The sequence below is a fragment of the Bradyrhizobium iriomotense genome (assembly GCF_018130765.1).
GTDB classification, from domain to species: Bacteria; Pseudomonadota; Alphaproteobacteria; order Rhizobiales; family Xanthobacteraceae; genus Bradyrhizobium; species Bradyrhizobium iriomotense_A.
Genome location: NZ_JAFCJZ010000001.1, coordinates 574,062 through 599,875, shown reverse-complemented (window position 1 = coordinate 599,875; position 25,814 = coordinate 574,062). Strand labels below are relative to the sequence as shown.

The 25,814-nt window shown below is 63.6% G+C and carries 25 protein-coding genes; 13 read left to right on the top strand and 12 right to left on the bottom strand.

Features of this window, described 5'->3' with window-relative positions; all coding sequences use genetic code 11:
• Positions 1–40 precede the first annotated feature (40 nt).
• Complete coding sequence (locus tag JQ635_RS02865) at positions 41–583, bottom strand: CDP-alcohol phosphatidyltransferase family protein (RefSeq protein ID WP_211408337.1); 543 nt, start codon at positions 581–583, stop codon at positions 41–43.
• Between the two features lie 153 nt (positions 584–736).
• On the opposite strand from JQ635_RS02865, the gene purM reads away from it, so the two are divergent.
• Positions 737–1,810, top strand: a complete 1,074-nt coding sequence (gene purM, locus JQ635_RS02860) for a phosphoribosylformylglycinamidine cyclo-ligase (protein WP_211408336.1) — start codon at positions 737–739, stop codon at positions 1,808–1,810.
• The gene (gene purN, locus JQ635_RS02855; protein ID WP_211408335.1) at positions 1,810–2,463 is read left to right on the top strand and encodes a phosphoribosylglycinamide formyltransferase; all 654 of its coding nucleotides are present in this window, start codon (positions 1,810–1,812) and stop codon (positions 2,461–2,463) included. Before purM ends, purN begins: the two co-directional genes overlap by 1 nt.
• Positions 2,464–2,479: 16 nt before the next feature.
• On the opposite strand, the gene JQ635_RS02850 is transcribed toward purN, so the two are convergent.
• Together JQ635_RS02850 and JQ635_RS02845 are read right to left on the bottom strand one after the other, a co-directional pair.
• On the bottom strand, positions 2,480–2,869 hold the full coding sequence (locus tag JQ635_RS02850) for a DUF6678 family protein (protein WP_211408334.1): 390 nt from the start codon (positions 2,867–2,869) through the stop codon (positions 2,480–2,482).
• 26 nt (positions 2,870–2,895) lie between these two features.
• Complete coding sequence (locus tag JQ635_RS02845; RefSeq protein WP_008551638.1) at positions 2,896–3,102, bottom strand: cold-shock protein; 207 nt, start codon at positions 3,100–3,102, stop codon at positions 2,896–2,898.
• Between the two features lie 372 nt (positions 3,103–3,474).
• Between JQ635_RS02845 and JQ635_RS02840 the strand changes: the two genes are divergently transcribed.
• Positions 3,475–4,662: an autotransporter outer membrane beta-barrel domain-containing protein gene (locus tag JQ635_RS02840; RefSeq protein ID WP_211408333.1), complete on the top strand. Its 1,188-nt coding sequence runs from the start codon at positions 3,475–3,477 to the stop codon at positions 4,660–4,662.
• An 18-nt stretch (positions 4,663–4,680) separates the two neighbouring features.
• Here JQ635_RS02840 and JQ635_RS02835 read toward each other — a convergent pair whose 3' ends face one another.
• Complete coding sequence (locus tag JQ635_RS02835) at positions 4,681–5,721, bottom strand: LysR family transcriptional regulator (RefSeq protein WP_211408332.1); 1,041 nt, start codon at positions 5,719–5,721, stop codon at positions 4,681–4,683.
• A 74-nt stretch (positions 5,722–5,795) separates the two neighbouring features.
• Here JQ635_RS02835 and JQ635_RS02830 point away from each other — a divergent pair, with 74 nt between their 5' ends.
• From JQ635_RS02830 to JQ635_RS02810, 5 genes are all read left to right on the top strand, one after another.
• A complete protein-coding gene (locus JQ635_RS02830; protein ID WP_211408331.1) occupies positions 5,796–6,407 on the top strand; it encodes a hypothetical protein in 612 nt (203 codons plus the stop codon).
• Positions 6,394–7,014, top strand: coding sequence for a GNAT family N-acetyltransferase (locus JQ635_RS02825; RefSeq protein ID WP_018645421.1), 621 nt, complete (start codon positions 6,394–6,396; stop codon positions 7,012–7,014). Before JQ635_RS02830 ends, JQ635_RS02825 begins: the two co-directional genes overlap by 14 nt.
• Before the next feature lie 25 nt (positions 7,015–7,039).
• Positions 7,040–7,603 (top strand): isochorismatase family protein, encoded by a 564-nt coding sequence (locus JQ635_RS02820; RefSeq protein WP_211408330.1) that lies wholly within the window; start codon positions 7,040–7,042, stop codon positions 7,601–7,603.
• Positions 7,604–7,633: 30 nt separating this feature from the next.
• Positions 7,634–7,807, top strand: coding sequence for a hypothetical protein (locus JQ635_RS02815; RefSeq protein ID WP_211408329.1), 174 nt, complete (start codon positions 7,634–7,636; stop codon positions 7,805–7,807).
• Positions 7,808–7,979: 172 nt separating this feature from the next.
• Positions 7,980–9,362: an aspartate aminotransferase family protein gene (locus JQ635_RS02810; protein WP_211408328.1), complete on the top strand. Its 1,383-nt coding sequence runs from the start codon at positions 7,980–7,982 to the stop codon at positions 9,360–9,362.
• A 194-nt stretch (positions 9,363–9,556) separates the two neighbouring features.
• Here JQ635_RS02810 and rnd read toward each other — a convergent pair whose 3' ends face one another.
• The 5 genes from rnd to JQ635_RS02785 all read right to left on the bottom strand — a co-directional run bounded on the left by rnd (position 9,557) and on the right by JQ635_RS02785 (position 15,206).
• The gene (gene rnd / locus JQ635_RS02805; RefSeq protein WP_211408327.1) at positions 9,557–10,705 is read right to left on the bottom strand and encodes a ribonuclease D; all 1,149 of its coding nucleotides are present in this window, start codon (positions 10,703–10,705) and stop codon (positions 9,557–9,559) included.
• 488 nt (positions 10,706–11,193) lie between these two features.
• Positions 11,194–12,525, bottom strand: coding sequence for an ABC transporter substrate-binding protein (locus tag JQ635_RS02800; protein WP_211408326.1), 1,332 nt, complete (start codon positions 12,523–12,525; stop codon positions 11,194–11,196).
• 11 nt (positions 12,526–12,536) lie between these two features.
• Positions 12,537–13,406, bottom strand: a complete 870-nt coding sequence (locus JQ635_RS02795) for a carbohydrate ABC transporter permease (RefSeq protein WP_211408325.1) — start codon at positions 13,404–13,406, stop codon at positions 12,537–12,539.
• Positions 13,403–14,353 carry a carbohydrate ABC transporter permease gene (locus JQ635_RS02790; RefSeq protein ID WP_211408324.1) on the bottom strand — a complete coding sequence of 317 codons (951 nt, stop codon included), beginning with the start codon at positions 14,351–14,353 and terminating at the stop codon, positions 13,403–13,405. Before JQ635_RS02790 ends, JQ635_RS02795 begins: the two co-directional genes overlap by 4 nt.
• 1 nt (position 14,354) lies before the next feature.
• Positions 14,355–15,206, bottom strand: coding sequence for a phosphodiesterase (locus tag JQ635_RS02785; protein ID WP_211408323.1), 852 nt, complete (start codon positions 15,204–15,206; stop codon positions 14,355–14,357).
• Positions 15,207–15,473: 267 nt separating this feature from the next.
• Between JQ635_RS02785 and JQ635_RS02780 the strand changes: the two genes are divergently transcribed.
• Together JQ635_RS02780 and JQ635_RS02775 are read left to right on the top strand one after the other, a co-directional pair.
• Positions 15,474–16,484 (top strand): M23 family metallopeptidase, encoded by a 1,011-nt coding sequence (locus tag JQ635_RS02780; RefSeq protein WP_211408322.1) that lies wholly within the window; start codon positions 15,474–15,476, stop codon positions 16,482–16,484.
• A 102-nt stretch (positions 16,485–16,586) separates the two neighbouring features.
• Entirely contained in the window at positions 16,587–17,093 is a 507-nt protein-coding gene (locus JQ635_RS02775; RefSeq protein ID WP_211408321.1) for an REP-associated tyrosine transposase, read from the top strand.
• Between the two features lie 126 nt (positions 17,094–17,219).
• Here JQ635_RS02775 and JQ635_RS02770 read toward each other — a convergent pair whose 3' ends face one another.
• Positions 17,220–18,692, bottom strand: a complete 1,473-nt coding sequence (locus tag JQ635_RS02770) for a protein adenylyltransferase SelO (protein WP_211408320.1) — start codon at positions 18,690–18,692, stop codon at positions 17,220–17,222.
• Between the two features lie 196 nt (positions 18,693–18,888).
• On the opposite strand from JQ635_RS02770, the gene aspS reads away from it, so the two are divergent.
• The gene (aspS, locus tag JQ635_RS02765; RefSeq protein ID WP_211408319.1) at positions 18,889–20,661 is read left to right on the top strand and encodes an aspartate--tRNA ligase; all 1,773 of its coding nucleotides are present in this window, start codon (positions 18,889–18,891) and stop codon (positions 20,659–20,661) included.
• Positions 20,662–20,890: 229 nt separating this feature from the next.
• Here aspS and JQ635_RS02760 read toward each other — a convergent pair whose 3' ends face one another.
• Positions 20,891–21,805 (bottom strand): LysR substrate-binding domain-containing protein, encoded by a 915-nt coding sequence (locus JQ635_RS02760; RefSeq protein WP_211408318.1) that lies wholly within the window; start codon positions 21,803–21,805, stop codon positions 20,891–20,893.
• Positions 21,806–22,033: 228 nt separating this feature from the next.
• Between JQ635_RS02760 and JQ635_RS02755 the strand changes: the two genes are divergently transcribed.
• Together JQ635_RS02755 and JQ635_RS02750 are read left to right on the top strand one after the other, a co-directional pair.
• Positions 22,034–22,906, top strand: coding sequence for a phosphonopyruvate hydrolase (locus JQ635_RS02755; protein ID WP_211408317.1), 873 nt, complete (start codon positions 22,034–22,036; stop codon positions 22,904–22,906).
• Between the two features lie 95 nt (positions 22,907–23,001).
• A complete protein-coding gene (locus tag JQ635_RS02750) occupies positions 23,002–23,604 on the top strand; it encodes a metallophosphoesterase family protein (RefSeq protein ID WP_211408316.1) in 603 nt (200 codons plus the stop codon).
• 120 nt (positions 23,605–23,724) lie between these two features.
• Here JQ635_RS02750 and JQ635_RS02745 read toward each other — a convergent pair whose 3' ends face one another.
• The gene (locus JQ635_RS02745; protein WP_211408315.1) at positions 23,725–25,695 is read right to left on the bottom strand and encodes a hypothetical protein; all 1,971 of its coding nucleotides are present in this window, start codon (positions 25,693–25,695) and stop codon (positions 23,725–23,727) included.
• Positions 25,696–25,814: the final 119 nt, after the last annotated feature.

Below are 25,814 nucleotides of genomic sequence, written 5' to 3'. Positions count from 1 at the left end.
CATCGAGCGGGAGTTGGCCTTTTGCGGGCCGCATCCCACCTCATTTGGCCTCGATCGTGCTCATGTGCCGCAGCCACTCGACGAGGTAGAGCGACACCGAGGAGAGCGTGAAGACCGTGACGAGGCCCATCATGATCATATCATAGGGCGCTGGCTTGAAGCCGAAGGCAAGGGACGCCAGCACCAGGGCGGCGTAGGCGACCTGGGCAGCTGTGTTTAGCTTGGATACTTTCGACGGCTTCATCTCGACCGGCTTGTCGAACAGCCAGGACACGATCACCGCAGTGACGATCATGATGTCGCGCGACACCACCAGGATCACGATCCAGCGCGGGATGTCGCCCCAGATGCCAAGCGCCAGGTAGATCGAGACCAGCAGCGCCTTGTCGGCGAGCGGGTCGAGCAGGGCGCCGAGTTCGCTCGTCATGTTGAAGCGCTTGGCCAGGAAGCCGTCGACGGCGTCGCTGATGCCGGCGATCAGGAAGACGGCAAATGCCACCTCCATTTGGCTCGACACGATGGCCCAGACGATGATCGGGACCAGCATGATGCGGCCCAGGGTAATGATGTTCGGAATACTCACGCGGCGCTTCCCGGCACCCGGCCTGACCTCGAATCCGGCCCCTTGGAGGCTGAACCGGTTGATATCTACATAGTACGCCCGGGAGCGCCATGCGAGCCATTGCGCATCCCCGGAATTCGACGTAACCAGCCGCAAACCCACTGGAAATCGGGCATGACCGACCGCAAAAACGGCCTCACCTACGCCGATTCAGGCGTCGATATCGACGCGGGCAACCGCCTAGTCGACCTGATCAAGCCGATGGTGCGCGCCACCGCGCGCCCCGGCGCCGACGCCGAGATCGGCGGCTTCGGCGGCCTGTTCGACCTCAAGGCGGCTGGCTTCAAAGACCCTGTCCTGGTTGCCGCCACCGACGGCGTCGGAACCAAGGTGAAGATCGCGATCGAGACCGGCCTGCATGGCGGGATCGGCATCGACCTCGTCGCCATGAGCGTCAACGACCTCGTCGTGCAGGGCGCCGAGCCGCTGTTCTTCCTGGACTATTTCGCCTGCGGCAAGCTCGACCCGGAGGCCACCGCCGCGATCGTCGCGGGCGTTGCCGAAGGCTGCCGCGAATCCGGCTGCGCCCTGATCGGCGGCGAGACCGCCGAGATGCCCGGCCTCTACAAGGACGGCGATTACGACCTCGGCGGCTTCGCCGTCGGCGCCGCCGAGCGCGGTACCTTGTTGCCGCGCAAGGACATCGCCGCGGGCGACGCCGTGATCGGCCTCGCCTCGTCGGGCGTGCATTCCAACGGCTTCTCGCTGGTGCGCAAGATCGTGGAACAATCCGGCCTCGGCTTCGGGGCGAAGGCGCCGTTCGCGCCCGTCATGACGCTCGGCGGCGCGCTGCTGACGCCGACGAAGCTCTACGTCAAATCCTGCCTGCGGGCGATCCGCGAGACCGGCGCGATCAAGGGGCTCGCCCACATCACCGGCGGCGGCTTCACCGACAACATTCCGCGCGTCCTGCCGAAGGATCTGGGTGTCGGCATTGACCTTGCGCGCCTGCCGGTGCTGCCGGTGTTCAAATGGCTGGCGGCGCAGGCCGGCATCGCCGAGCTGGAGATGCTGCGGACCTTCAACTGCGGCATCGGCATGATCGCGATCGTCGAGCCCGACAAGGTCGACAAGGTGATCGAGGTGTTCACCGATGCCGGCGAGACCGTGGCGCAGCTCGGCACCGTGATCCCGGCCGAGGGCGAGCACCGCGTCGTCTATAACGGTCACCTCGATCTGGCGCTGTGATGAAGCGCCGCGTCGCCATTCTGATCTCCGGTCGCGGCTCCAACATGGCCGCGCTGATCAAGGCTGCAAGCTCGGCTGATTTCCCGGCGGAGATCTCGCTCGTCATCTCCAACAAGGCCGATGCGCTGGGGCTCGAACGGGCCAAGGCGGGCGGCGTCAATACGCTGGTGATCGAGAGCAAACCGTTCGGCAAGGACCGCGCCGGGTTCGAGAAGGTGCTGCAGGCGGCACTCGACCAGCACGGCATCGAGCTGATTTGCCTCGGCGGCTTCATGCGCCTGTTCACGGCGGAGTTCACAAAAGCCTGGTACGGGCGGATGCTCAACATCCATCCCTCGCTGCTGCCGTCCTTCCCCGGCCTCGACCCGCACGGTCAGGCCCTGCGCGCCGGCGTCAAACTGTCCGGCGCGACGGTGCACTTTGTCATCCCCGAGACCGATGCCGGCCCGATCGTGATGCAGGGCGCGGTTCCCGTCGGCGACCACGACACCGCGGACACGCTGTCGGAGCGCATCCTCGAGGTCGAGCACCGGATCTATCCCGAAGCGCTGCGGCTACTGGCGATCGGCAAGGTCCGGATCGAGGGCGACGTTTGCAGGACGGCGGGAAGCTTTGCGTCGGAGAATTTTCTGGTTGCGCCGGTGGTGAGCTGAGGCGGGCACCTCAGGCTTACTCGATGTAACCTGCTACCTCGCCATTGCGGATATATCCGTAGATTCTGAAACCCGCGGCAGTTTGCTCTCCAGCAAATCGGATGCGCTGTAGGATTGCGCGGACGAACTCGCGCTGATGCGCCGTCTCGGTAGCTAATTCAGCCCATTCCATCCAATCCCATCCGCCGCTCGTCCAGTGATGGAACCATTCGCCATCCCACTGACTCAGATTTCCCGTTTCCAGGCTCTTGCAGCGAAATCGAGGTTGATCGGAAGGGGCAAGGCTGAGCATAGCCTCCCGCAACTCCCGCCATTTTGTGTCATTGGCGACCGAATAATAGTCGGACTGCTGAGCCATACGTTCGCCCCAAACGAAATCCCCCGGCAGAGCCGGGGGCAACGTCATGATCTCTCGCGTGGCTTTGAGAGAAATCAGGAAACCTTGAGGTTCTCCGCGGACGACTTGCCGCGGTTCTCCACGAGGTCGTATTCAACCACCTGGTTTTCGTTGAGGGTCGAGAGTCCGGCGCGCTCGACGGCCGAGATATGGACGAACACGTCCTTGTCGCCGCCGTTCGGCTTGATGAACCCATAGCCCTTGGTCGGGTTGAACCATTTGACGGTGCCCTTTTGCGGCATCGCTAGTCTCCTCCACTAGATAGAAAAAAGACGCGGCCGCTTTTTCGCGTGCCACGCCACAAACGGGCTTCCGGAAGTCTGTTCGAATCTCAATGTCACGAAACGCACAGTCGAGCGGCCAATTCCGATTGTGTCGGATATTGCAACATGAAAATCGCGCGTTAGCAAGCCGCGCGCGAATTTCAAGACCGGGGCGGGGGCTATCGTCTGCTATTTGCGACCTGTGGCCGCGGAACCACAATCGAGGCAATAGGCTCGGTGATGGTGTGCCAACCGGTTGACCCTCCGTGGCAGTTCGGCACAAATCGCCGCATACGCGAGCCGCTCGTGTTGCATTTTTGCGGACCGCCCTTTGCTTCGGGATTAGTCGACATGCGCTGCACCTCGCAGCCCACCGGAATACGGCAGACGATCGGGCTGGACCGCGTCCGCCGGATCGGGGCAGCGCTCGCCAAGATCCTTGGGGTCAAGATCCTTGCAGTCATGGCGCTTGTGCTGGTCGTGGCGATGTCGGCGGCGACGCCCGTCCTCGCGCAAAGTCCGACACCCACTCCGACCCCGACGCCCACGCCGTCGCCGACCCCGGTTCCGATGCCCACCTCGACCAACTACAACCAGTCGGCCGGCAACAGCATGCTCAATTTCGGTTCGGGATTTCTCGAGCGGCTGGGCAACCAGGCCTCCAATGGTTTCGACTGGTCGTTCCGAACCAATCCCGGCGGGGGCGGCGCGTCCGCGAGCACGGAAGATCCCCGCTACCGCACCTGGTTCGAGGGCTACGGCCTTTCGGTTCGCACCGACGCCCAGGGCGACTTCGTCGGCGACAAGCGCAAGACCTTTGGCGGCGTCGCCGGCTTCGGCGCGCGGATTGCGCCGGGCGTCAATCTTGGTTTCTCCGTCGATCAGAGTCACACCGACATCGACGTGCCGCTCGCGCTGCAGTCGGCAACGCTCGACCTGACCCAGCTCGGCTTCAACGGCTCGGTCGACAAGGGCCCATGGACCTGGGCCTTCGCGGTGGTTCACGGGTTCGGCAAGGTTCATTCCAGCCGGGATACTGGATTTGGTTTCGCGACCGCCGGCTATCGCGCCGCGGTCGACGGTGCGCTGACCGAGGTCAGTTATTATTGGACCAAGGATCAGATGCGCATCGTGCCCAAGGGTGCGCTCGAATATGTCCGCGCCACCAGCGCAGCGTTCCAGGAGGCCGGCGGGCTCGATCCGCTCAACGTCGGCTCGACGGCGCTCTCGCGCGCACGCGTCATGATCGGAGCAGAGATCGGGCGCTATTTCATCTTCGACCAGAAGATCCTGGACCTGTCAGCCTACGGCAAGTTCGTCGACAATTTTTATCAGAATCTAGGATCAGTGCAGGTCAGCCTGGGGACCCAGAGCATCATCGTCCCCGGAATCGGCGAGAGCCGTTACGGCATGGATGCGGGCGGCTCGGCCTCGCTCAGCCTGACCAACACCGCGCGGCTCTACATCAATTACGATGGCAAGTTCCGCAACGAGCTCACCTCGCACCAGGGCACGGTCGGCTTCGAATATCGGTGGTGAGCTGAGCTCGCCTTTGCCTTAAGTCGGCGTCGTCGCGACGTAGCCCGTCAATCCAAAGCCCTCGCGCGCGGCCGTCATCATCGGCACCAGCGCGTCCGGATGGATGAACTCGTCGCGGAAGCAGGGATAGGTCCTGGGATCGAAGATCTTCTTCAGCCAGTCGACCACGATCTTGTGGCGCTCGGAGGCGCGAAACTCCCTGTGATAGGTGAGCCAGAGATCGGCGTGGTGGCTCACGCCGAGATCCACCGCAACGAGCGGTGCGCCGAGCGCGATCGACACGGTCGGCAGGAAGCCGATGCCGGCGCCGCGCTCCACCGCGTAGAGTACGCCGACGGAGGAATTGGTCTTGATGCCGACGATGCCCTCGAGCGATTTCAGCCCAAGCACGCGGGCATAGGCGCTGTCGTCGACCTGCGGCGCATTCTGCTTGATGATGCGATGGTCCTGCAGATCGGCCAGGGTTGCCGGCAGGCCGTACAATTTCTTGTACTCCTTGGAAACGAAGGGATAGATGTGCAGGCGGCCGAGCTTGGCGACGATCAGATCGGGATTGGTCGGCGGCTCGAGTTGGATCGCGATATCAGATTCGAGTCGTGCGACGTCGGCCTGCTCCATCGCGCAGCGCAGGTCGACGGTGATCTTGCGATAGGTCTTCTGGAAATCGATCAGGCGCGGCAGGATCCAGAAATTGCCGGGGCCTTCCGTCACTGCGACACGCACGGTGCCCGACGTATCGTTCGACGAGCGCGAGGCGCGGCGGAAGACGTTGAAGGCGTGACGCTCCATGTGCGTGACGTCGGCAATCATCGCCGTGCCTTCGTCGCTGAGCGTGAGCCCGCTCTGGTCGCGCAGGAACAGCTTGCAGCCGATGCTCTCTTCAAGCCGATCGATCCGGCGCATCAGCGTCGTCGAAGTGAGGCCGAGCTCTTCGGCGGCGTTGCGGAAACTTTTATATTTTGCGCACGCTAAAAACAGTTTCAAATCATCCCAGGACGCGCCCAGGGCTTCTTCACGGTGCTGCATCATCGCAGCACCCCGGTGCAATAACTGCTGCATACTCCTGATCCCCAACCGCTAAGCTCGGCATAGCGGGGCATGAAAGTCGCAAACGATAGAGGGGCGATCTCGGTATGGAAAGGGGCTCGTTTGCCGCAAGGCATGATTTCGACGCGCTGCCGCTCAGTTCCGAGGTCGACGTCCGTTGCGCGCAATTTTCCGAAATTGCGGCGCTTTCGGAGATGGCGCACCGGCTGGTGCCGGGCGTGCAGATCGGGACGGCGGAGCTTGCGAAATATTACACGTTCGATCCCGCGAGCCTCCTGACATTCAGCCGGAAGGGCCGTCTGCTCGGCGGCATGGCCTTCCTGTTTCTCAACGACCGCGGACACGATGCGCTGCTGCTCGACGAGATCTGCCTCACCGCGCCCGAAACGCACTATCTCGCTTCGGCGAGGGAAGACGTTGCTGCCATCTATATCTGGGCGATTGCCGCGACGGGGCGCGGAATCGCGGGTCTCGGTAAGGCCGCGGCTCATCTGCGACAGCTAAGATTTCGCGGCGCGGATTGCTATGCGCAGCCGTCAACCGTGGCCGGACGCGACATCATGAAAGCGACCGGATTCGAACCGGTCCCGAGCTTTCAACCCGACCTGTGGTGCTACGAACGCCCCTGGCATCGGCAGTCGATGCAGATGCCGGGCGCGATCATCCAAGCAAGGAGTTTTGCAGATGCACGGCACTAGGATTCCTCTCGCCAAGCCCGACTCCCGCGCCATCACCATCCGCCTCGCGCGCGATCCCAGCGATCTCATGCTGGTCACCGCCATTCGCTCCGCGGTCTATCTCGCCGAGCAGGATTGTCCGTTCGAGGAGGAGTTCGACGGCAACGACATGGTCGCCGCGCATTTCATCGGCTATGTCGGCAACGAGCCCGCGGGTTGCCTGCGGGTGCGCTTCTTCGGCGATTTCGCCAAGGTCGAGCGGCTCGCGGTGCGCCACCAATACCGGCGCTCGCGCGTCTCGTTCAAGCTGGTGCAGGCGAGCGTCGACTATGTGAAGCGCAAGGGCTTTCGCAAGATCTACGGCCAGGCGCAGGACCGGCTGGTCGATTTCTGGGCCCATTTCGGCGCCAAGCCGCTCGGCCACAACCGCAAGATCACCTTCTCGGATTTCTCCTACACGGAGATGCTGCTGGAGATCGAGCCCGGGCCGGACGCCATCACGCTGGACAGCGATCCTTACGTAATCATCCGTCCCGAGGGCGATTGGGACCGGCCGGGCGTGCTCGACGCCTCGGCGGGGCGGGCGGTGACCTCGCCGCTGCGGGACCTCGCACTCGCCGATCGCTGAAACTGGTGCAGCCAAACGCAAGATCATGCTGGCATCCATCACCGACGACCCGCCGATCCTGGTCTGTGCCGATCTCCAGGTCGAATATCTGACCCCCGGGCGGCGCCACGTCATCCTCAGCGGCGAGGTGGCCACCATGCGCTGCCTGGAACTCCTGACGCTATGGCGCGACAAGCTCTGGCCGGTGATGCATCTGAAGCGCATCGCCCAGGCCGCCTGGTTCAATCCGGCATCGAGGCTGACCGATTGGATCGCCGAGGCGAAGCCGCGGCCTGGCGAGATGACGTTCGAGCATCCGCTGCCCTCGGCCTACAGCTCGTCGCGGTTCGTGGATTACATGTCCAATATCCGCAATGCCCGCTGCGTGCTGATCGGCTTCTCGCTGGACGAAACCATCCTGGCCACCGCCGTCGACGGGTTTCACCGCTGCCATCGCTACCAGGTCGTTGCCGATGCCGTGGCCTGCCGGCAGCCGGGCATGGGCGATGCCGCCGCCTATAAGCAGGCGGTGGTGAATGTTGTCGGAAATTTTGCTACAATCCAATCCAGCGCCGAACTGATCAAGACCAGCGGCGCCGTTGCGGTGTAGGCGGCCGCGATCGGCGGGTGGGGTGGGACATTGTCACGGGGAGAAGAGCTCAAGGAACTGGCGAGCGAGCTGTCGCGCGCAGCCGAGAGGGCGCGCCGCATCGGCTTGCCCACGACGGTCTACCTGCTTTCGATGGCACTCGTCGAGGTGAGGGAGGCTGCTGCTGTCGCCGCCGACGATGGCGATGACGACAGCGCGGCGTGAGAACTGCCAGTTCTGCAAGCTATCTGTGCGCGGCTTTCTGCAACGCTGCTGAGCGCTTGCTGCCGACGAATTGGCGTTGCAAGTTTTGCCTCGTCGCAATAGCCAAGTAACTCGATCATCTGGTGACGAAGCTGGCCGCGCCGGCGACGCGACTATTCGAAGGATTCCGCAAATGTCCATGCTGCCCAATTCGCAAGAGGCCCGGGATGTGGCCTACCAGCTCCATCCCTACACCAACGCCCGCACCCATCAGCAGGCCGGTCCCCTGGTGATCGAGCGCGGCGAGGGGCCTTACGTGTTCGATGCGGCGGGCAAGCGCTATTTCGAGGCGATGGCGGGCCTCTGGAGCGTCGGGCTCGGCTTCAACGAGAAGCGTCTGGTCGAGGCGGCGCACAAGCAGATGCAGGCGCTGCCGTTCTACCACACGTTCTCCGCCAAATCGCACGGCCCCTCGATCGATCTCGCCGAGAAGCTGGTGGCGCTTGCGCCTGTGCCGATGAGCAAGGTGTTCTTCACCAACTCCGGCTCGGAAGCCAACGACACCGTGCTGAAGCTGATCGCCTATCGTTCCAACGCGCTCGGCCAGCCCCAGCGCAAGAAGGTCATCAGCCGCCTTCGCGCCTATCACGGCGTCACCATCGCGTCCGCCAGCCTCACCGGCCTGCCGAACAACCACCGCTCGTTCGACCTGCCGCTGCCGAACATCCTGCACACGGGCTCGCCGCATTTCTACAAGGACGGCGCGCCCGGCGAGAGCGAGGAAGCGTTCGCCACGCGCCGGGCCGAGGAGCTCGACGCGCTGATCCAGAAGGAAGGGCCGGATACGATTGCCGCCTTCTTCGGCGAGCCGGTGATGGGGGCGGGCGGCGTCATCGTGCCGCCGGCAACCTATTGGGAGAAGATCCAGGCGGTGCTCAAGAAGTACGACATCCTGCTGGTCGCCGACGAGGTGATCTGCGGCTTCGGCCGTACCGGCAAGATGTTCGGCTGCGAGACCTATGGCATCAAGCCCGACGCGATGGTGGTCTCCAAGCAGATCACCTCGAGCTATTTCCCGCTCTCGGCGATCATGATGAACGACCGCATGTTCGAGCCGATCGCGGACGAGAGCAACAAGATCGGCGTGCTCGGCCACGGTTTCACCGCGGGCGGCCATCCCGTCGGCTCGGCGATTGCGCTGGAGAACCTCAAGATCATCGAGGAGCGCGGCCTGGTCGCGCATGCCGCCGAGCTCGGCGCTTACATGCAGGGCAAGCTGCGTGAGCTCACGAGCCACCCGCTGGTCGGCGAGGTCCGCGGCGTCGGCATGATCGCAGCGCTCGAACTCGTGCTCGACAAGGGCCGCAAGACCGCAGCTAGCACGCCCGGCGCGGTCGGCGGTATCGCCAGCCGCATGCTGCAGGAGCGCGGCGTGATCTCCCGCAACATGCTGGATGCCATCGCCATCTGCCCGCCGCTGATCGCGACCAAGGCCCAGATCGACGATCTGGTCGCCGCGATCGCGGGCGTGCTTAATGACATGAAGGCGGAAGTGGCGAAGCTGACGCCGGCGTAGGCTCGAGTGCGTCTGTGTGGCGGGAGCAGCCGGCCACACCCACCAGTGTCGTCCTGGCGAAAGCCAGGACCCATACCGCGTGATCTATCGATGGGGTTGGTAGGCGTACCGGGCGGCGCGTCTTCGCCAAACTTCTCCCTGGGGTAATGGGTCCTGGCTTTCGCCAGGACGACCGCGGGGAGGGACCGAGGCAGCTACGCCCGCTGAACCCCGATCACGCGGCCTTTCTCGATCGCCAGCGCCAGCTCGCCGCGCTTGAGCTTCAAGGCGGCCTCGCCGAACAGCTCGCGGCGCCAGCCGCGCAAAGCGGGGACGTCGGCCGCGTCGTCGGCCGCGATCTCCTCGAGGTCGTCGACGGTGGCGATCACCTTGCTCGCCACCGCATGGCGCTCGGCGGTCATGCGCAGCAGCACCTTCAACAGCTCGACGATGGCCGCGCCGTTCGAATTGTTGCGCGGCTTCTCCAGCTTCGGCAGCGTCGCGAAATCCCGCGCCAGCCCGCGCTCGACCGCGGCGACGATGTCCGCGCCCCATTTGGATTTCTCGAACCCCTTCGGCACCGAGCGCAGATGGGCGAGCTTCTCCAGCGTGTTCGGCGCGTGGGTGGCGATGTCGGTGATCGCTTCATCCCGCAGCACGCGGCCGCGCGGCACGTCGCGGCTCTGCGCTTCCTGCTCGCGCCAGGCCGCAACCTCCATCAGGACGGCGAGATCCTTCGGCTTGCGCACGCGCGTCTTCAGCCGCTCCCAGGCGCGCTCGGGGTGGAAGTCGTAGGTCCTGGGCGAGGTCAGGATCTCCATCTCGATGGAGACCCATTCGCTGCGGCGGCGCTTCTTCAGGTCGGCGTCGAGCGCGGCGAAGACGTCGCGCAGATGGGTGACGTCGGACACCGCGTAGTGCATCTGCTCCTTGGTCAGCGGCCGGCGCGACCAGTCGGTGAAGCGGTGGGTCTTGTCCGGGCGGTGGCCGGTGACCTTTTCGACGAGAGCGTCGTAGGCGATGCTGTCGCCGTAGCCGAGCACCATCGCCGCGACCTGGGTGTCGAACACCGGGTGCGGGATGATGTTGGCCTGATGCCAGATGATCTCGATATCCTGGCGGGCGGCGTGGAAGACCTTCAGCACGGCCTCATTGGCCATCAGCTCGAAGAACGGCTTGAGGTCGATGCCGGGGGCGAGGGCGTCAATGACGACGGCTTCCTCGGCGCTGGCCATCTGCACCACGCATAGCAGCGGGTAATAGGTGGTTTCGCGCAGAAACTCGGTATCGACGGTGATGACGGGGTGCTTGGCCAGCCGGCTGCAGGCAGCCGCGAGGTCAGCGGTGGTGGTAATCAAATCCATGAACGGCCCATGACACTTGATATCAGCCGTTCTGCCGAAAGTGCTGTGATGTCAAGGGCCTTGGAGCAAATTCGAGCCTTGCATCGGGCCGGAATCGCCCCTTTCCGACGAAATTCCTATTCGTAGCGGATCCGGTGCGAGGATTTGCGAGCGCAGGGCAGCGCCACCACGACCACGCACATGGCAACCAGCGCCAGCCCCAGGAACTCGAAAACCAACAGATCCACGGCGAAATCTCCAGAAACATTGATAGATTTGTCGGGGGTGCGTTGAGGGTCTGTTAATTCCAATGGTTACCGGCGGCGGGGCGGGCCGGATGGTGGACGGGGAGTTAACGGGGGCGGCGGGGCAAGGTGCGTAGGGTGGATTAGCCGGAGGCGTAATCCACCACTGTTCATATCCAAGGATGCAGAAGAGGTGGATTACGCCCGCGGACTGCGCTTTCGCGCAGCCGCAGGCTAATCCACCCTACAAAGCCGCGAAGCCCCTTACGGCAGCTTCAGCGCGGTCTCCGCGTTGTACGGCTTCAGCGTCTCATCGGCGGCCTTCTGGGCGGCGGCGAGGGCTTCCTTCGGCTGCTTCTTGCCGTTGAGGACCAGCATCACCTCGTCTTCGAGGTTCTTGCGCACAGGGACGGTCTTGTAGGTCGCGAACCAGGGTTTTGCGACGTCGAGCTGCTCGACGGCGGTCTTGGCGTCCGGGTTCTTGTTGAGGAAGTCGACCATCTCGGGCGTCTTGTAGGCGGCCATGTTGGGCGCGAAATAGCCCGTCGCACGGCTCCACCAGGCGCTCTTCTCGGGCGAGGTCATCCACTTGATCAGGGTCCAGGCAGCCTTCTGCTTGTCGGCTTCGAGACCGGCCGGAACGATCAGCGAGGCGCCGCCGATCGGCACGGCGTTGCGGACGTTGCGCGGGATGAAGGCGACCTTGTAGGCGAACTTGGCGTTGTCGCGCACATAGGTCAGCGAGCCCGTCGACAGCATCATCATCGCGGCGTTGCCGGAGATGAAGGAGGTGCTGACGGCCGGACCAGGCGTGGCGCCGGGCGGATGGACCTTGTACTTGGCGACGAGGTCGTTCCACCAGGAGAGCGCGCCGAGCATCGAGGGCGTGTCGTAATAGACCTCGCCGCCGAACTCCTCGTTGTAGTAGCGCCCGCCATTGCTCATGGTGAGCGTTTCCATCATCCAGCCGCAATAGTCATAGGCGCAGGGGATCGCGATGCCCCATTGGGTCACCTTGTCACCCTCGCGCTTGGTGAGCTTCTTGGCCCAGTCGGTGAGCTCGGCCCAGGTCTGCGGCGGCTTGTTCGGGTCAAGGCCGGCTTCCTTGGCCTTGTCGGCATTGATGTAGAGCAGCGGCGTCGAATTGTGGAAGGGCACGCCGTAGACCGAGCGGTTGATCACTGCGTTGCCCTGGAGCGCCGGGAAGAACTGGCCCAGGAATTTTTCTTTGGTGGTGCCGTCGGCGGCGATCAGGCTGTCGAGATTGGTGAGCTCGTTCTCGATCTGCATGTCGAGCAGGAAGTTCGCCGACATGATCACGGCGGCCGGCGGCTTGCCGGCCTTGATCGACGCGCGCGTCTTGATCAGCGTGTCGTCATAGGAGCCGGTGTAGACGGCGGTCGCCTTGACGTCGGGATGGGTCTCGTTGAACTCCTTGATCAACGTGCCCATGTCGCGGGCGAGCTTGCCGTCGACGGGAACGGGGAAGAACAGGTCGATCTCGGTCGGACCTTCGGCCATCGCCGGGACGGCGAGGGCGCCGGCCATAGAGCCTGCCATGGCAAGGCCAAGCATGAGCCTGCGGGAGAACAGCATCGGATAATCTCCTATTTGATGCCTGAGGTGACGAAAGAGCTGATGAAGCGCTTCTGGAAGATCAGGAAGGTGACGAGCAGCGGCGCGATCACCATGAGCGTGCCCGCGGCGATGGTGCCCCAGGCCTGGGTGCCTTCGGCGGTCTTGGTGAACACGGAGAGGCCGACCGTGAGCGGCCGCTTGTCCGGCGAATTGATCACCATCAGCGGCCACAGGAAGTCGTTCCAGTGGCTGGTCACGGAGATGATGGCGAACGCCGAGAAGCTCGGCATCGACAGCGGCACGTAGATGTGACGGATGCGCTGGAACAGGCTGGCGCCGTCGATCAGCGCTGCGTCTTCCAGCTCGGTCGGGATCGCCTCGAATGCCTGGCGCATCAGGAAGGTGCCGAAGGCGGAAGCGAAGAACGGCATCATCACGCCGGCGAGCGTGTCGTAGAGGCCGAGCTGCGCCACCAGCTTCAGGTTCGGCACGATCAGCAGAACCGGCACCAGCATCAGCTGCATCAGGAACAGGTAGAAGATCAGCGTCTTGCCGGCGAAGGAGAGGCGGGCGAAGGCAAAGCCCGCCAGCGTGATCGTGACGAACTGCACCAAGAGGATGCCGGTGCAGATGATCGTGGTGTTGAGGGTGTAGCGCGGGAAATCGCCGATCTCCCAGGCGTCCCTGATATTGTCGAGCGTGGGCTTCAGGCTCGGCATCAACTCGGCCATGGCGTTGATGCCGTCCGACGCCGGGCGCAGCGTTGCCACGCCCATCCAAAGGAACGGGATCAGCCAGACGATCGCGAGCAGCACGGTCAGCAGGAAGCCGAGCTTGGGCGTGATCTCGCCGCGGGTGGCGAGCGGGGCATCCTTCCACAGCGCATCGAGCAGCTTCATGGCCCGCCCTCCCGGTTCGCCAGGGTCCGGAAGGAGAGCGCGGTGAGCCCCATCAGCGCGGCGAGGGTCAGCAGCGTCGCCGCCGAGGCCTTGCCGACGTCGTAATGTTCGACTGCCTGCTGATAGATGTAGAACAGCACGAGGTTGGTCGAGTTGGACGGGCCGCCCTGGGTCATGACGAAGACGTGGTCGACCTGCGTCACCGCGTTGAGGATTGCGATGACGGTGACGAACAGGAAGGTGGGCTTGAGCTCCGGCAGGATGATGTGGCGAAGCCGCTGATAAGGCCCCGCGCCGTCGAGGTGCGCCGCCTCCATGACATCCTCGGGCACGGCCTGCAGGCCGGCGAGGAAGAACAGCATGTAGTAGCCGGCGTTCTTCCAGATCGTGATGATCATGATCGCGTAGAGCGCGATGTCGGGATCGCCGAGCCAGTTCGGCAGCACCGGCAGCAGCCGGCCGATGTAATAGTCGAGCAGACCGACATTGGGCAGGAAGATGAACAGGAACAGCGCTGAGGCCGCGACCATCGGGATCAGCACCGGCAGGAACAGCGCGGCGCGCAGCGCGCTGTTCACCGCATGGGTGCGCGACAGCGCCAGCGCGAACAACAGCGCAAGGGCGATGCTCGGCACCGCCGTGCCGACGGCGTAGATCAGATTGTTGACGACGGCGCCGGTGAACGCGGGGTCGGCGAGCACCGCGCTGATATTGTCGAGGCCGACGAAACGCACCGGCGCCTTGGGCGTGGCGCGCTGATAGAGCGCGTCGATGAGGACGCGCCCCATCGCGCCATAGGTGAACAGCGCGAGGAAGACCAGCGAGGGCAGCAGCAGCAGATAGGCCGGCAGCGAGGCTTTGAATCGGTCTAGGAACCGCTTCAGGACGTGCAGACGCGGTGCCACTGATGCCGCGACCGGGAGAGCCGCGGGTTCAGCGAGGCTCATCTCATCGCGCCGGGAAATTGAGCGCATAGTCGCGGCCATCCACTCCTGCCGGTGGCTCGAAGGGGAAGCGCAGACTGGTGTCGAGGAAGTCGTGGCTGTGAACGACGAGGTTCTCCCCGTCGATCAGCACGACGCCATAGGCCGGCGGCTCGTGGCTGGCGAGATGCTCGGTGGCGGCAGCGTCGATCTCGAACCAGACCTGGTGGTTGGTGCCGCGCAGCGTCGAGAACGGGATCTTGCCGTAGCTGCCGAAGATCGGCCGGTGCACATGGCCGAAGAAGAGGTGGCGGATGCGCGAGCGGTAGGGCGCGATGACTTCCGCGAATTCGGTGCTCTGCTTCAGCGCGATCTCGTCCATGGCGTGGACGCCGACCGGGAAGGGCGGGTGATGCATGAACACGACGAACTGCTGGTCGGCTGGCGCTGCAGCCAGCGTGCTTGCGAGCCAGCCGAGGCGCTTCGCGCACATCTCGCCGGCGTGGCTGGTCTCGTCCAGCGTGTCCAGGAACACGAACAGACCGTGCTCGGTGGTGCGCGTGCCCTGCACGAAGCCGTTGGGATCGCGCGGCGCGGCTTTCAGGCTGTCGAGACAGGTCACGCGCTTGTCGTGATTGCCGACCATGGCGATGTACGGAATTTTCAGCGCCGCCATGGCGTCGGCGAAATTGGCGTAGGATTCAGCCTCGCCCCAATGGGTGAGATCGCCGGTCACGACTGCGAAGGCAGCATCGGACTGGTGCTTGTTGATGTCGGCGATCGCCGCGTCCAGCCGGGCGCGCGGATCGAGGCCGTAGAGCATCAAGCCAGGGTTCGCGAGATGCGTGTCGGTGATGTGAATGAATTTGAAGGGCATGGCGCGCTTTATCGGGACGGTTGGAGGATGGGCGCCTCCGGCAGGACGGCCCTGCCAGCCCGTTAGAGCGCGTGTGTTTCAGTTTGATGACAGCGGTTCCCGGAGGCGCGCCGAAGGTGTGGACGTGCAGTGGACGAATGGAGGAGAGCCGGGCTGCGGCCGGATGCCGCCTCGTGATTGAGATGTGAGGTGCGATCTACCTTGCCGCGAAGATGCAGCTATGGTTTGCTCACGGCGCTCATTGAATTTGCATCACGAGATATTCGCATGGCGACGCCGCGTGTTCTCCGCAAGCTGGGATTGCTTGCTGCTTTTCTGCTGCCTGTCGTTCTCTCGGCCGTTCCGGAAGCGGCAAGCGCCGAATTCAACTTCGCCCGCTACAAGGAGACCGATCTCGACGAATTCCTGGCGCGGCGGCGACCCGCCAGCGGCATGGACGTCTACCCGATGTCGCCGCTGAAGCTCGATGTCACGCTGGCTTCTCACGGAGAGCCGTGTGCAAGCGGAGCGCTCAAGCGAGCCCTGATCATGGGCGGCATGCCCAAGCAGGATGCCGACGGCCTGCAGGCGACCAACTGCATCATTGTGCGCTCCGCCAAGGGAGCCGAGCTCAAGGTCTTCATCCAGGACGTGGTCTACGGCTTTCTTCCGAACGAGGTGCCGGTCGGCGACAAGCTGTCGCTGTTTGCGATCCATGCCTTTACCTCGCCTGAGGGGCCGGGGCTGCTGGTCAACGAGTTCCTGACCCCGCGCAGCTTTCCACGCGCCGACAAGCCCGCGGACACGACGATGACCGCCTGCGGATGCTGGACCCACGACGAGCATCCCGGCCAGGACTTCACCGTGGACACGCAGGGCGCCCCGGTGGTGGCCATGGCTGACGGTGTCGTCGTCAAGATCGAGACCAGCGAGCAGGCGCCGGCCGATCTGCCCGTCATCGGCGGCTGCGGCCGCTATGTCGTGCTCAAGCACACCTTTCCGAATGGCGGCGTGGTCTACACCCGCTACGTCCAGCTCGGTCGCATTGTCGGGCCGAAGGGCGAGCCGCTTGCGGTGGGAGCGACCGTCAAGGCCAAGGACACCATCGGCGAGATCGGCCTAATCAGGGTACTGCATTTCGAGCTCCGCCCCGTCGCGCCCGGCAACACGAGGAGCGACAAGGCCTGGGTCGAGCGCTACGGCAACGTGCCGGACATGGAATGGTCGCGCTACGATCCCGTCGATCCGCAGAAGTTCGACGTGGCATCGTTCGGCGGGGTGAGGAAGAGGGCGAAGTAGGGGGACATGCGTAGGGTGGATTAGCCCGCGGCTGCGCGAAGCGCAGTCCGCTGGCGTAATCCACCTCTGTGAGCCAACTTCAAGTTGTGCTATCGATTGCGAATGCCCGACTACCGCCGCGCATTCGTTCCCGGAGGATGCTGGTTCTTCACCGTGAACCTGCTCGATCGTCGGAAGGCTCTTTTGACCGACCAGATCGAAATCTTGCGGGACGCCGTCGCTGCAACGCGCCGAAGCCATCCTTTCGAGATCGACACTTTCGTGGTCCTGCCGGACCATCTGCATGCAATCTGGAAGTTGCCACAGGGCGATGCTGATTTCTCGGTCCGCTGGCGGCTGATCAAGACTCGGTTCGCCAAGGCATTACCCGCGAACGAGCGCTTGAGCACCGTACGTGTCGCCAGGAACGAGCGCGGTATCTGGCAACGCCGGTTCTGGGAGCATCTGATCCGTGACGAAGCCGACTACGCTCGCCATGTCGAGTATTGCTATTACAATCCCGTCAAGCACGGGCACGTCTCGAAGGTGTGCGATGTGCGCGCGGGATTATTTCCCGAGGATTGGGGTGGGGACGTCAGGATGGCAGGCGAGTTCGGCGAGCGGGCGTAACGGCCGCGTCAGTGTCGGTCTGTAGAGTGGATTAGCGAAGCGTAATCCACCTCTTTGCTTTTCGCTCGTTGAGAAAAGTGGTGGATTACGCCTTCGGCTAATCCACCCTACGCACCCAGCTTGTAGCTACGTCCCGCAAAACGTCTGCAGCACCCGCTGGTCCGGCAGCGGCGGATCTGCATAAGCCGCATACTCCGGCTGGTCTTCGTACGGCTTCGCCAGCACCTTCACCAGCTCCTCGAACGGCCCGTAGTCGTCGTCATTCACCGCGGCCTGGATCACGGCCTCGACGCGGTGGTTGCGCGGGATGAAGATCGGGTTGACGGCGTGCATGGCCGCCTGCCGTTCCGCTGCGGTCTGCGGCTCCAGCGCAATACGCGCGCGCCAGCGGCCAGCCCACTCGTCGAAGGCGGCGGGCTCCATGAACTGCGCGCGCACGTCGGCGCCGTCATCGCCTGCGGCCTCACCGAGCTTGCGGAACGTGAGGGTGAAGTCGGCCTGGTTCTTGGCCATGGCATCCAGCAGGTCCTGGATCAGCGCCTCGTCGCCGTCTTGCTCCGTGAACAGGCCGATCTTCTTGCGCAGGCCGGCTTGATAGGCCGCGCTGAATGTTTCGGCGAAGGCGCCGAGAATGTTCTGGGCTTCGGCGACCGCCTTCTCCTGATCGTCGGAGAACAGCGGCAGCAGGCATTCGGCGAGGCGCGTCAGATTCCACAAGCCAATGCGCGGCTGGTTGGCGTAGGCGTAGCGGCCCATCTCGTCGATCGAGGAAAACACCTGCGCGGGATTGTAGGCGTCCATGAAGGCGCAGGGGCCGTAGTCGATGGTCTCGCCCGAGATGGAGCTGTTGTCGGTGTTCATCACGCCATGGATGAAGCCGACCAGCAGCCAGCGCGCGATAAGCTCGGCCTGGCGCGCGACGACGGCGGCGAGCAGGTCGTGATAGGGCCGCTCCGCATGGAGCAGCTCCGGATAGTGCCTGACGATGACGTGATCGGCGAGCCGGCGGATCGCGTCGGTGTCGCGGCGGACGGCGAAGAACTGGAAGGTGCCGACGCGGATATGGCTGGAGGCGATGCGGGTCAGCACCGCGCCGGGCAGCGCGGTCTCGCGGATGACGTGCTCGCCGGTGACGACGGCGGCGAGCGAGCGGGTGGTCGGGATGCCCAAAGCGAACATCGCTTCGCTGACGATGTATTCGCGCAAGACCGGCCCGAGCGCCGCGCGGCCGTCGCCGCGGCGGGAGAACGGGGTGGGGCCAGATCCCTTGAGCTGGATGTCGCGGCGGACGCCGTCTTTGTCGATGACCTCGCCGAGCAGGATGGCGCGGCCGTCGCCGAGCTGGGGCACGAATTGTCCGAACTGGTGGCCGGCATAGGCCATGGCGATGGGGTCGGCGCCGGCGGGAACCGTCTTGCCGGCCAGGATCTCGGCACCTTCGGGGGTCGCCAAGAGGTCCGGATCGAGCCCGAGCTGGACCGCCAGCGGCCGGTTGAGCTTGATCAGCCGGGGGGCGGCCACGGGGGTGGGCGCGACACGAGCAAAGAAGCTGTCCGGCAGCGCGGAATAGGAGTTCTGGAAGGGGAAATGGACCGTCATGGCCTCAAGATAGGGCTGGAACGCCTGATGGCAAAGGCTCCGGCCCGGATAAGCCAAAAATGGGCGCTTCGAGCCAAAATCAGAGCGTTCCCTTGGTTGCCGCTTTGGGCCTCGTCGGGTAAACCCTGCCGCAACTTCGGACCGGTCGTTTCTGGCCGTCCGATTCGCTTCCTCCGACATTGATTTTGGGACGACCATGCATCGCTACCGGTCACATACATGCGGCGCGCTCCGCGAGAGCAACATCGGCGAGACCATCCGCCTCTCGGGCTGGGTCCATCGCGTTCGCGACCATGGCGGCGTGCTGTTCATCGACCTGCGCGACCATTACGGCCTGACCCAGTGCGTGGTCGACCCGGACTCGCCGGCGTTCTCGCTGGCCGAAAAGCTGCGCTCGGAATTCGTGGTCAAGATGGACGGCAAGGTCCGCCGCCGCCCCGACGGCACCGACAATGACGATCTGCCGACCGGCAAGGTCGAAGTGTACGTCAGCGAGATCGAGGTGCTGGGCCCGGCCGGCGACCTGCCGCTGCCCGTGTTCGGCGACCAGGAATACCCGGAAGACATCCGCCTGAAGTACCGCTTCCTCGACCTGCGTCGCGAAAAACTGCACCAGAACATCATGACCCGCGTCGAGATCATCAAGTCGATGCGCCGGCGCATGGAGGGGCAGGGCTTCTTCGAGTTCAACACCCCGATCCTGACGGCGTCCTCGCCGGAAGGCGCGCGCGACTTCCTGGTGCCCTCGCGCATCCATCCCGGCAAGTTCTACGCGCTGCCGCAGGCGCCGCAGCAGTACAAGCAGCTCTTGATGATGTCGGGCTTCGACCGCTACTTCCAGATCGCGCCCTGCTTCCGCGACGAGGACCCGCGTGCCGACCGTCTGCCCGGCGAGTTCTACCAGCTCGACGTCGAGATGAGCTTTGTGACGCAGGAAGACGTGTTCGCGGCGATGGAGCCTGTCATCACCGGCGTGTTCGAGGAGTTCGCCAAGGGCAAGCCGGTGAGCAAGAACTGGCGCCGCATCCCGTTCGCCGAAGCGCTGCGCAAATACGGCAGCGACAAGCCGGACCTGCGCAACCCCATCGAGATGCAGGACGTCTCCGAGCATTTCCGCGGCTCGGGCTTCAAGGTGTTCGCGCGCATGCTCGAGGATCCCAAGAACCAGGTCTGGGCGATCCCGGCCCCGGGCGGCGGCAGCCGCGCCTTCTGCGACCGCATGAACTCGTGGGCGCAGGGGGAGGGCCAGCCCGGCCTCGGCTACATCATGTGGCGCGAGGGCGGCGAGGGCGCAGGCCCGCTCGCCAACAACATCGGGCCGGAGCGGACCGCCGCGATCCGCGCGCAGATCGGCACCAAGGAAGGCGATGCCGCCTTCTTCGTCGCCGGTGATCCCGACAAGTTCTGGAAGTTCTCAGGCCTTGCCCGCAACAAGGTCGGCGAGGAATTGAACCTCACCGACAAGGAGCGGTTCGAGCTCGCCTGGATCGTCGACTTCCCGATGTACGAGTACAACGAGGACGACAAGAAGGTCGACTTCTCGCACAACCCGTTCTCGATGCCGCAGGGTGGTCTTGACGCGCTGAAGGGCCAGGATCCGCTGACGATCAAGGCTTTCCAGTACGACATCACCTGCAACGGCTACGAGATCGCCTCGGGCGGCATCCGCAACCATGTGCCGGAAGCCATGGTGAAGGCGTTCGAGATCGCAGGTTACGGCGAGCAGGAAGTGGTCGACCGTTTCGGCGGCATGTATCGCGCCTTCCAGTACGGCGCGCCGCCGCATGGCGGCATGGCCGCGGGCGTCGACCGCATCGTGATGCTGCTCTGCGGCACCACGAACTTGCGCGAGATCTCGCTGTTCCCGATGAACCAGCAGGCCATGGACCTGCTGATGGGCGCCCCGTCGGAAGCCACGACAAAACAGCTCCGCGAGCTGCATGTGCGGGTGAACCTGCCGCAGAAGTGAAAACGTCCCCCTTGATCTGGTCCGGCTTGAATCGCTCGGTACAATGATCCTGAAACACGCAGGCCGCCGGAAGGCGGCCTTCGGCATTTCAGGAAGGGAGAGCGGCAGTGGGCCATCGGACAAAGCAGCGAAAGGCACTCTCGTCTCCCTGTCCGCCCCTCAATTGCATCGAGTGGCATCAGGATGGCTCAAGGGTTGCCCCATAGCCCAGCCCCCGAAGGCTGTGTGTTCATATGACCGATGTGCCTGACGAGGGCTTATGACCTCGCCCCTCCGCCATAAGCCAATCCATGAATGTCCTGCCGGTTGGATCTGTTGCGAAATCGGTACGATAAAGCAGGTAAAATCCGGGTTCGACAAGGTCGCGTGACGAGAACGGTGTAGCCAGAACACCTGCCGCCAGATCGCTCTCGACGAGCGCGCAGGGCACGATGGCTGCGCCGAGGCCGTTGGTGGCGGCCTGGACCGACAGAAAGAAGTGATCGAATAGTGGCCCCGCCAACGGATCGGAGCAGTCGACACCATTCAATTTGAACCAGCGCGGCCAGGAATCGGGCCGGGACCGCATGTGCAAGAGAGGGATACTCAACAGGTCGCTAGGGCTCCTCAAATTTGCTTCTTCAAGCAGTCTTCTCCCAACGACGACCGTTGAAACGTCATCGAGGAAGCGGTCGCATCGGTGATCGGTCCGATCCATGACATCGCGCCGAATGATGATATCGAAAGGTTCTCCCAGGCCGGCGATTTGATCCGTCGCAGACGTGGAGATCCTGATCTCGATGTCGGGATACGCCGACTGGAATCCCGGCAGCCTCGGGATCAACCATCGCATGGCGAAGGAGGGCGTGGCATTGATCGTAACGCTGCGGGCACCGCCGCTGCGCTTGAACCGCTCCGACGCGATGGCGATGCGGTCGAAGCTCAGGCGGATGTCCTCCAACAAGGCGTTCGCCTCCGCTGTCGGGGCAATCCGCTTGCCCTTGCGGAGAAACAACGGTCTTCTGAAATAGTCTTCCAGGATTGAGATCTGCTGGCTGATTGCGCTGTGCGAGACGTTGAGTTCGCGCCCAGCCTCGGAGACGCTGGAATGTCGGGCTGCGGCCTCGAAGGCGCGCAGGGCCTTCAGCGAGGGCATCTGCCTCATTTAATTGTCTCATTTTCTAACAAAGATGTCATTTCTTCGAAATTGCCGATGGTAGCGGATGTTGTCAAAGGTCTTCTGTGTCGATGGCGTTGAGTGGGTGTTTCCGCGGGGTTGTCGAGGGAACTGTTTCTGTAAGTATATCTTACGAAAAAATGCCATCGTGAGCGGTCGGTGCGCTTCGCGTCACGGATGCGGGCCGACAACAGTCGTGAATGAGGGGGTAAGGCCGTGAGCAAGGGAAAACTTCTGAAGAGCCGGATGGCCAGCAACGGCCTCGTCCATATCATGGCATCGCATAGCCCGCTGTCAGCGCGGCTCGCAGAAGAAGCAGGCTTCGACGGAATATGGGCCTCGGGTTTCGAACTCTCGGCGCTGTACGGCCTTGCTGACGTGAGCCTGATCTCGATGACGCAGCATCTCGACATGGTGAGGGCCATGGCAGATCAGACTGCCATGCCGATCATCGCCGATGTCGACACGGGCTTCGGCAACGCCGTCAACGTGATCCATACCGTCCGGCAGTATGAGCGAGACGGTGCGGCCGCACTTGTCATCGAGGACAAGACCTTTCCGAAGGTCACGAGCCTCGCCGCCGATGGGCGGCAGGAGTTGCTTGGGATCGACGAGTTTCAGGGCAAGCTCGAGGCTGCCCGCCACGCCCGTCGCGATCCGGATTTCATGATCATTGCCCGGACCGAGGCTCTCATCGCGGGGCTCGGGGAGGCCGAGGCTCTGAAGCGGGCGGCCGCTTATGAAGAGGCAGGCGCCGATATGATCCTGGTCCATTCGAAGAAGCGAACGCCCGATGAGATCGAGGGCTTCGTGAAGGCCTGGCAGGGGCAAATTCCAATCGTCATCGTGCCCACGGCCTATCCCGACATGAATGCCGAGCGCATCGCGGGGCTCGGGAAGATCAGGATGGTGATTTACGGCAACCACGCCATCCGCGCCGCTGTCACCGCAATGCAGCAGGTTTTCGCGCGCATTCGTGCCGATGGAGGCATCCACAACGTGAACAAGGACATCGTGCCTGTCGAGGAAATCTTTCGATTGCAGAGGATGGATGAGGTCAAGCAGCAGGAAGCCCGTTTTCTGCGTTGAGTGCGAGGCAACGTCACATGGCGGCATTCATCGCCGCCACACCGTTGAAATGACGTTTTTCACCGGCTCCGGATGATGCAGGAACACGTCGCGACATGAGAATACTGGCCTTTAGCGACCTTCATAGGAACGGAGATCTGGCCCGAGAAATCCTCCGTGCCTCGGAGGATGCCGACGTTGTCATTGGCGCGGGCGATTTCGCGACGAAAGGCATCGGACATGAAGACACGCTGAGCGTTCTGAAGGAGTTGGCCGCGCCGACGGTGTTCGTAGCAGGTAATCATGACGTGCTGGCGAGCCTGCGCGCGTCGTTCGATGATCGAGCCAATATTCACGTTCTGCATGGAGAGGCAGTCAGAATTGGTCAAATCGACTTCTTCGGTTTGGGCTTCGAGATACCTGCCGGAGCGGATGAGCCATGGAACCAGCGCATGGAAGAAGCGGACGCGGCGGTCCATTTGAAGAAGTGTCCGCCACGCGCCGTCCTCGTGACCCATTCTCCTCCTTACGGTGTTGCTGACATTCAACGCGATGGAACGCATGTAGGTAGCCGCACCATTCGGGACGCAGTTCGCGACTCGGCTCCGCGCCTTCATCTCTGCGGCCATATTCATCACGCTTGGGGGACCTGCGGAATCATCGGCAACTGCTCGGTGCACAATTTGGGACCATCGTTGAATTGGTTCACCGTCACGTAGGGCCGGCTTGCCCACGAGAGGTCGTCTCATCCGGCGATAAGCCCGGCAACTGTCGGATTCTCCCGCAAGGCGAGGGGCCCGGTCGCGACGGTGGATGAGAACGTGCGCTTCCGATCGGTCCTACAACCCCGTCGAGGCCTCGATCCGGAACTGCGCCAACGCGACGATCGGCTCGTGGTTCAGTGCGTCCATGAGCTGAAGCACCGGCACCTTGCCGAGCGGCGTCAGCTTGATGGTCAGCGTCTGCCCCGACGTTGCGACGAAGCCGGCGAGGGCATCCACCGCGACCCTGGCGTCGAGATTGGCGGCTGCGATCTTCTCGCCCTGCGCCCGGATCATCGCGACGATGGCGCTGCGCGCGGCATCACGGCTGAGGTTCTGCATCCGCGAGAACTGCGCCACGATCAGATCGACGACGCCGCTGTCGCGCAACGAGAGCTCGATCGCACCGGTTTCGATCTGCTCGGCCTGGCGCATGGCCTGCACCGGATCGGTGGTGAACAGGCCGCGCGGCACGTTGGCGAGCGCGAGGCGGGCCTGCGCCCTGGCGAGATTGCCGAGATCGATGGTGGCGGGTGCGAGCGCGAAGGCGCCCGAGGATTCCGTCCAGGCCGCACCGAGATCGAGGTCGATCGCGAGCTTGTCGATGCCGGCGGCGGCGAGCGGCATTTGAGTGGGATTGGTCGGATCAATCGGGGCGACCATCTTTGCGATCAGGCTGGCTTTGCTGGGGATTGAGCCGACCAACTGGCCCCAGTTGAGGCTGAGCGTGTCGATAGTGCCCAGCTTTGAGTTCTTGTAGGGCGTAACCACACCCTTTATCTCGACGCCTTCGAGCACGCGGAACAGGGCAAGTATCTGGTCCGGGGAGGGCGGCTGTCCAGGATTGGTGAAGCCTGCCGCCCAATGCAGCAGGTTCGCCACGCTGAACGATTTGAGCGCGAAGCGCTCCATTTTGACTTGGCCGTTCGGACCCGGCGCATCGAGGCCCTCGATCGCGAACTCGCCCTCCCGATATTTGATGGACCTGAGCCGGGGCGTTCCTTGCGGGGTCGTCATCGACAGGCCGCCAATCTCGATCCTGCCGACGCGAATGCCTTCATAGAGCGCGGCGAGCTTCTCCATCAACTCGCGCGATTGCGCCGGCGTCGGAAGTGACGAACGATCGCTGGCCGGCAGCGCGGCGAGGACGTCGGCAATCCGGAATTTCGACGGCTGGAGCGCGATCTCGTCGATGGAGATCCCATCGACCTGCATCCGTATGCCCAGCGTCGACGTCGCCACATATGGTCCGGTCGAGATTTGTCCGTAGATTCGGTGATAGCTGTCGTCGCCTGCCTTCTGTGGATCGAGCGCGGTAGTGAGCGCGGTCACGTCGATGTCGTTGACCGCGATAGTGGAGAGTTCGCCGGTCAGCTTGTCCGCCCTGGACGCCTGCTGCACGTTGATGGTGAAGTTGGCGCGGTCCGCCTTCATGGCGCCGATCCGGCCTTGCTTCAGGTTCTGGATCGCCAGCCCGGAATAGGAGAACTCGCCGCTGCCGGCCGCGGCGCTGCCGCCATCGAATGCGAAGGTCAGCGTCGGGATCGCAACCGAAGATGCCGTCACGCTCGCATATTGTTCGAGCGCATAGCGATACATCTCGATCGGGGAGGCGCCTGCCGGCACATTGGGGGTGTGGAGGGGACCGGCATAGTCCCGCATGGTCAGCTGCGGGACCCTGTAGGAGCCTTTCACCTTCGCCGGCCCGATTTCGCCCAGCGCAAGTTCGAGACCCGCGAGGTCGATGCTATCGGCCGAAAAGCGGTTCTCGTCGACGAGGCGGACGCCCGTGCCCTTGATACCGGCGATCTTGATCTGCGCCTGTGACTCGCCGCCAGGCGTGACCACGATGTCATCGACCGTCACAGTCCGGCTCATGAGATCGAACGCCACCTTGCCGTGGCTCGCCTTGCCGCCTTGCTTGCGGATCTGCTCGAAGGCCGCTTCGACCTCCGCGGTGGCCCTGTGCTGGACGTAGAGATTGAAGCCGAACCATCCGCCCGCGGCGAGCACGGCTGCCACGACCAGGCCGATCAGGATGCGCTTCATTCCCAGCTCCAGTTGCTCGTTTTGCACTGCGCAACCTGCCATATTCGGGAAACACGACGCGGTCTAGGGAAAGCTATGATTTTCAGATATTTGACTGCCCGCCCTGTTGATGGGGCCGT

Bases quoted from the DNA above. Each gene is read 5' to 3' on its own strand.
- purM (WP_211408336.1), top strand. From the start codon at position 737: ATGACCGACCGCAAAAACGGCCTCACCTACGCCGATTCAGGCGTCGAT.
- purN (WP_211408335.1), top strand. From the start codon at position 1,810: ATGAAGCGCCGCGTCGCCATTCTGATCTCCGGTCGCGGCTCCAACATG.
- JQ635_RS02850 (WP_211408334.1), bottom strand. From the start codon at position 2,869: ATGACGTTGCCCCCGGCTCTGCCGGGGGATTTCGTTTGGGGCGAACGT.
- JQ635_RS02845 (WP_008551638.1), bottom strand. From the start codon at position 3,102: ATGCCGCAAAAGGGCACCGTCAAATGGTTCAACCCGACCAAGGGCTAT.
- JQ635_RS02840 (WP_211408333.1), top strand. From the start codon at position 3,475: ATGCGCTGCACCTCGCAGCCCACCGGAATACGGCAGACGATCGGGCTG.
- JQ635_RS02835 (WP_211408332.1), bottom strand. From the start codon at position 5,721: ATGCAGCAGTTATTGCACCGGGGTGCTGCGATGATGCAGCACCGTGAA.
- JQ635_RS02830 (WP_211408331.1), top strand. From the start codon at position 5,796: ATGGAAAGGGGCTCGTTTGCCGCAAGGCATGATTTCGACGCGCTGCCG.
- JQ635_RS02825 (WP_018645421.1), top strand. From the start codon at position 6,394: ATGCACGGCACTAGGATTCCTCTCGCCAAGCCCGACTCCCGCGCCATC.
- JQ635_RS02820 (WP_211408330.1), top strand. From the start codon at position 7,040: ATGCTGGCATCCATCACCGACGACCCGCCGATCCTGGTCTGTGCCGAT.
- JQ635_RS02810 (WP_211408328.1), top strand. From the start codon at position 7,980: ATGTCCATGCTGCCCAATTCGCAAGAGGCCCGGGATGTGGCCTACCAG.
- rnd (WP_211408327.1), bottom strand. From the start codon at position 10,705: ATGGATTTGATTACCACCACCGCTGACCTCGCGGCTGCCTGCAGCCGG.
- JQ635_RS02800 (WP_211408326.1), bottom strand. From the start codon at position 12,525: ATGCTGTTCTCCCGCAGGCTCATGCTTGGCCTTGCCATGGCAGGCTCT.
- JQ635_RS02795 (WP_211408325.1), bottom strand. From the start codon at position 13,406: ATGAAGCTGCTCGATGCGCTGTGGAAGGATGCCCCGCTCGCCACCCGC.
- JQ635_RS02790 (WP_211408324.1), bottom strand. From the start codon at position 14,353: ATGAGCCTCGCTGAACCCGCGGCTCTCCCGGTCGCGGCATCAGTGGCA.
- JQ635_RS02785 (WP_211408323.1), bottom strand. From the start codon at position 15,206: ATGCCCTTCAAATTCATTCACATCACCGACACGCATCTCGCGAACCCT.
- JQ635_RS02780 (WP_211408322.1), top strand. From the start codon at position 15,474: ATGGCGACGCCGCGTGTTCTCCGCAAGCTGGGATTGCTTGCTGCTTTT.
- JQ635_RS02775 (WP_211408321.1), top strand. From the start codon at position 16,587: ATGCCCGACTACCGCCGCGCATTCGTTCCCGGAGGATGCTGGTTCTTC.
- JQ635_RS02770 (WP_211408320.1), bottom strand. From the start codon at position 18,692: ATGACGGTCCATTTCCCCTTCCAGAACTCCTATTCCGCGCTGCCGGAC.
- aspS (WP_211408319.1), top strand. From the start codon at position 18,889: ATGCATCGCTACCGGTCACATACATGCGGCGCGCTCCGCGAGAGCAAC.
- JQ635_RS02760 (WP_211408318.1), bottom strand. From the start codon at position 21,805: ATGAGGCAGATGCCCTCGCTGAAGGCCCTGCGCGCCTTCGAGGCCGCA.
- JQ635_RS02750 (WP_211408316.1), top strand. From the start codon at position 23,002: ATGAGAATACTGGCCTTTAGCGACCTTCATAGGAACGGAGATCTGGCC.
- JQ635_RS02745 (WP_211408315.1), bottom strand. From the start codon at position 25,695: ATGAAGCGCATCCTGATCGGCCTGGTCGTGGCAGCCGTGCTCGCCGCG.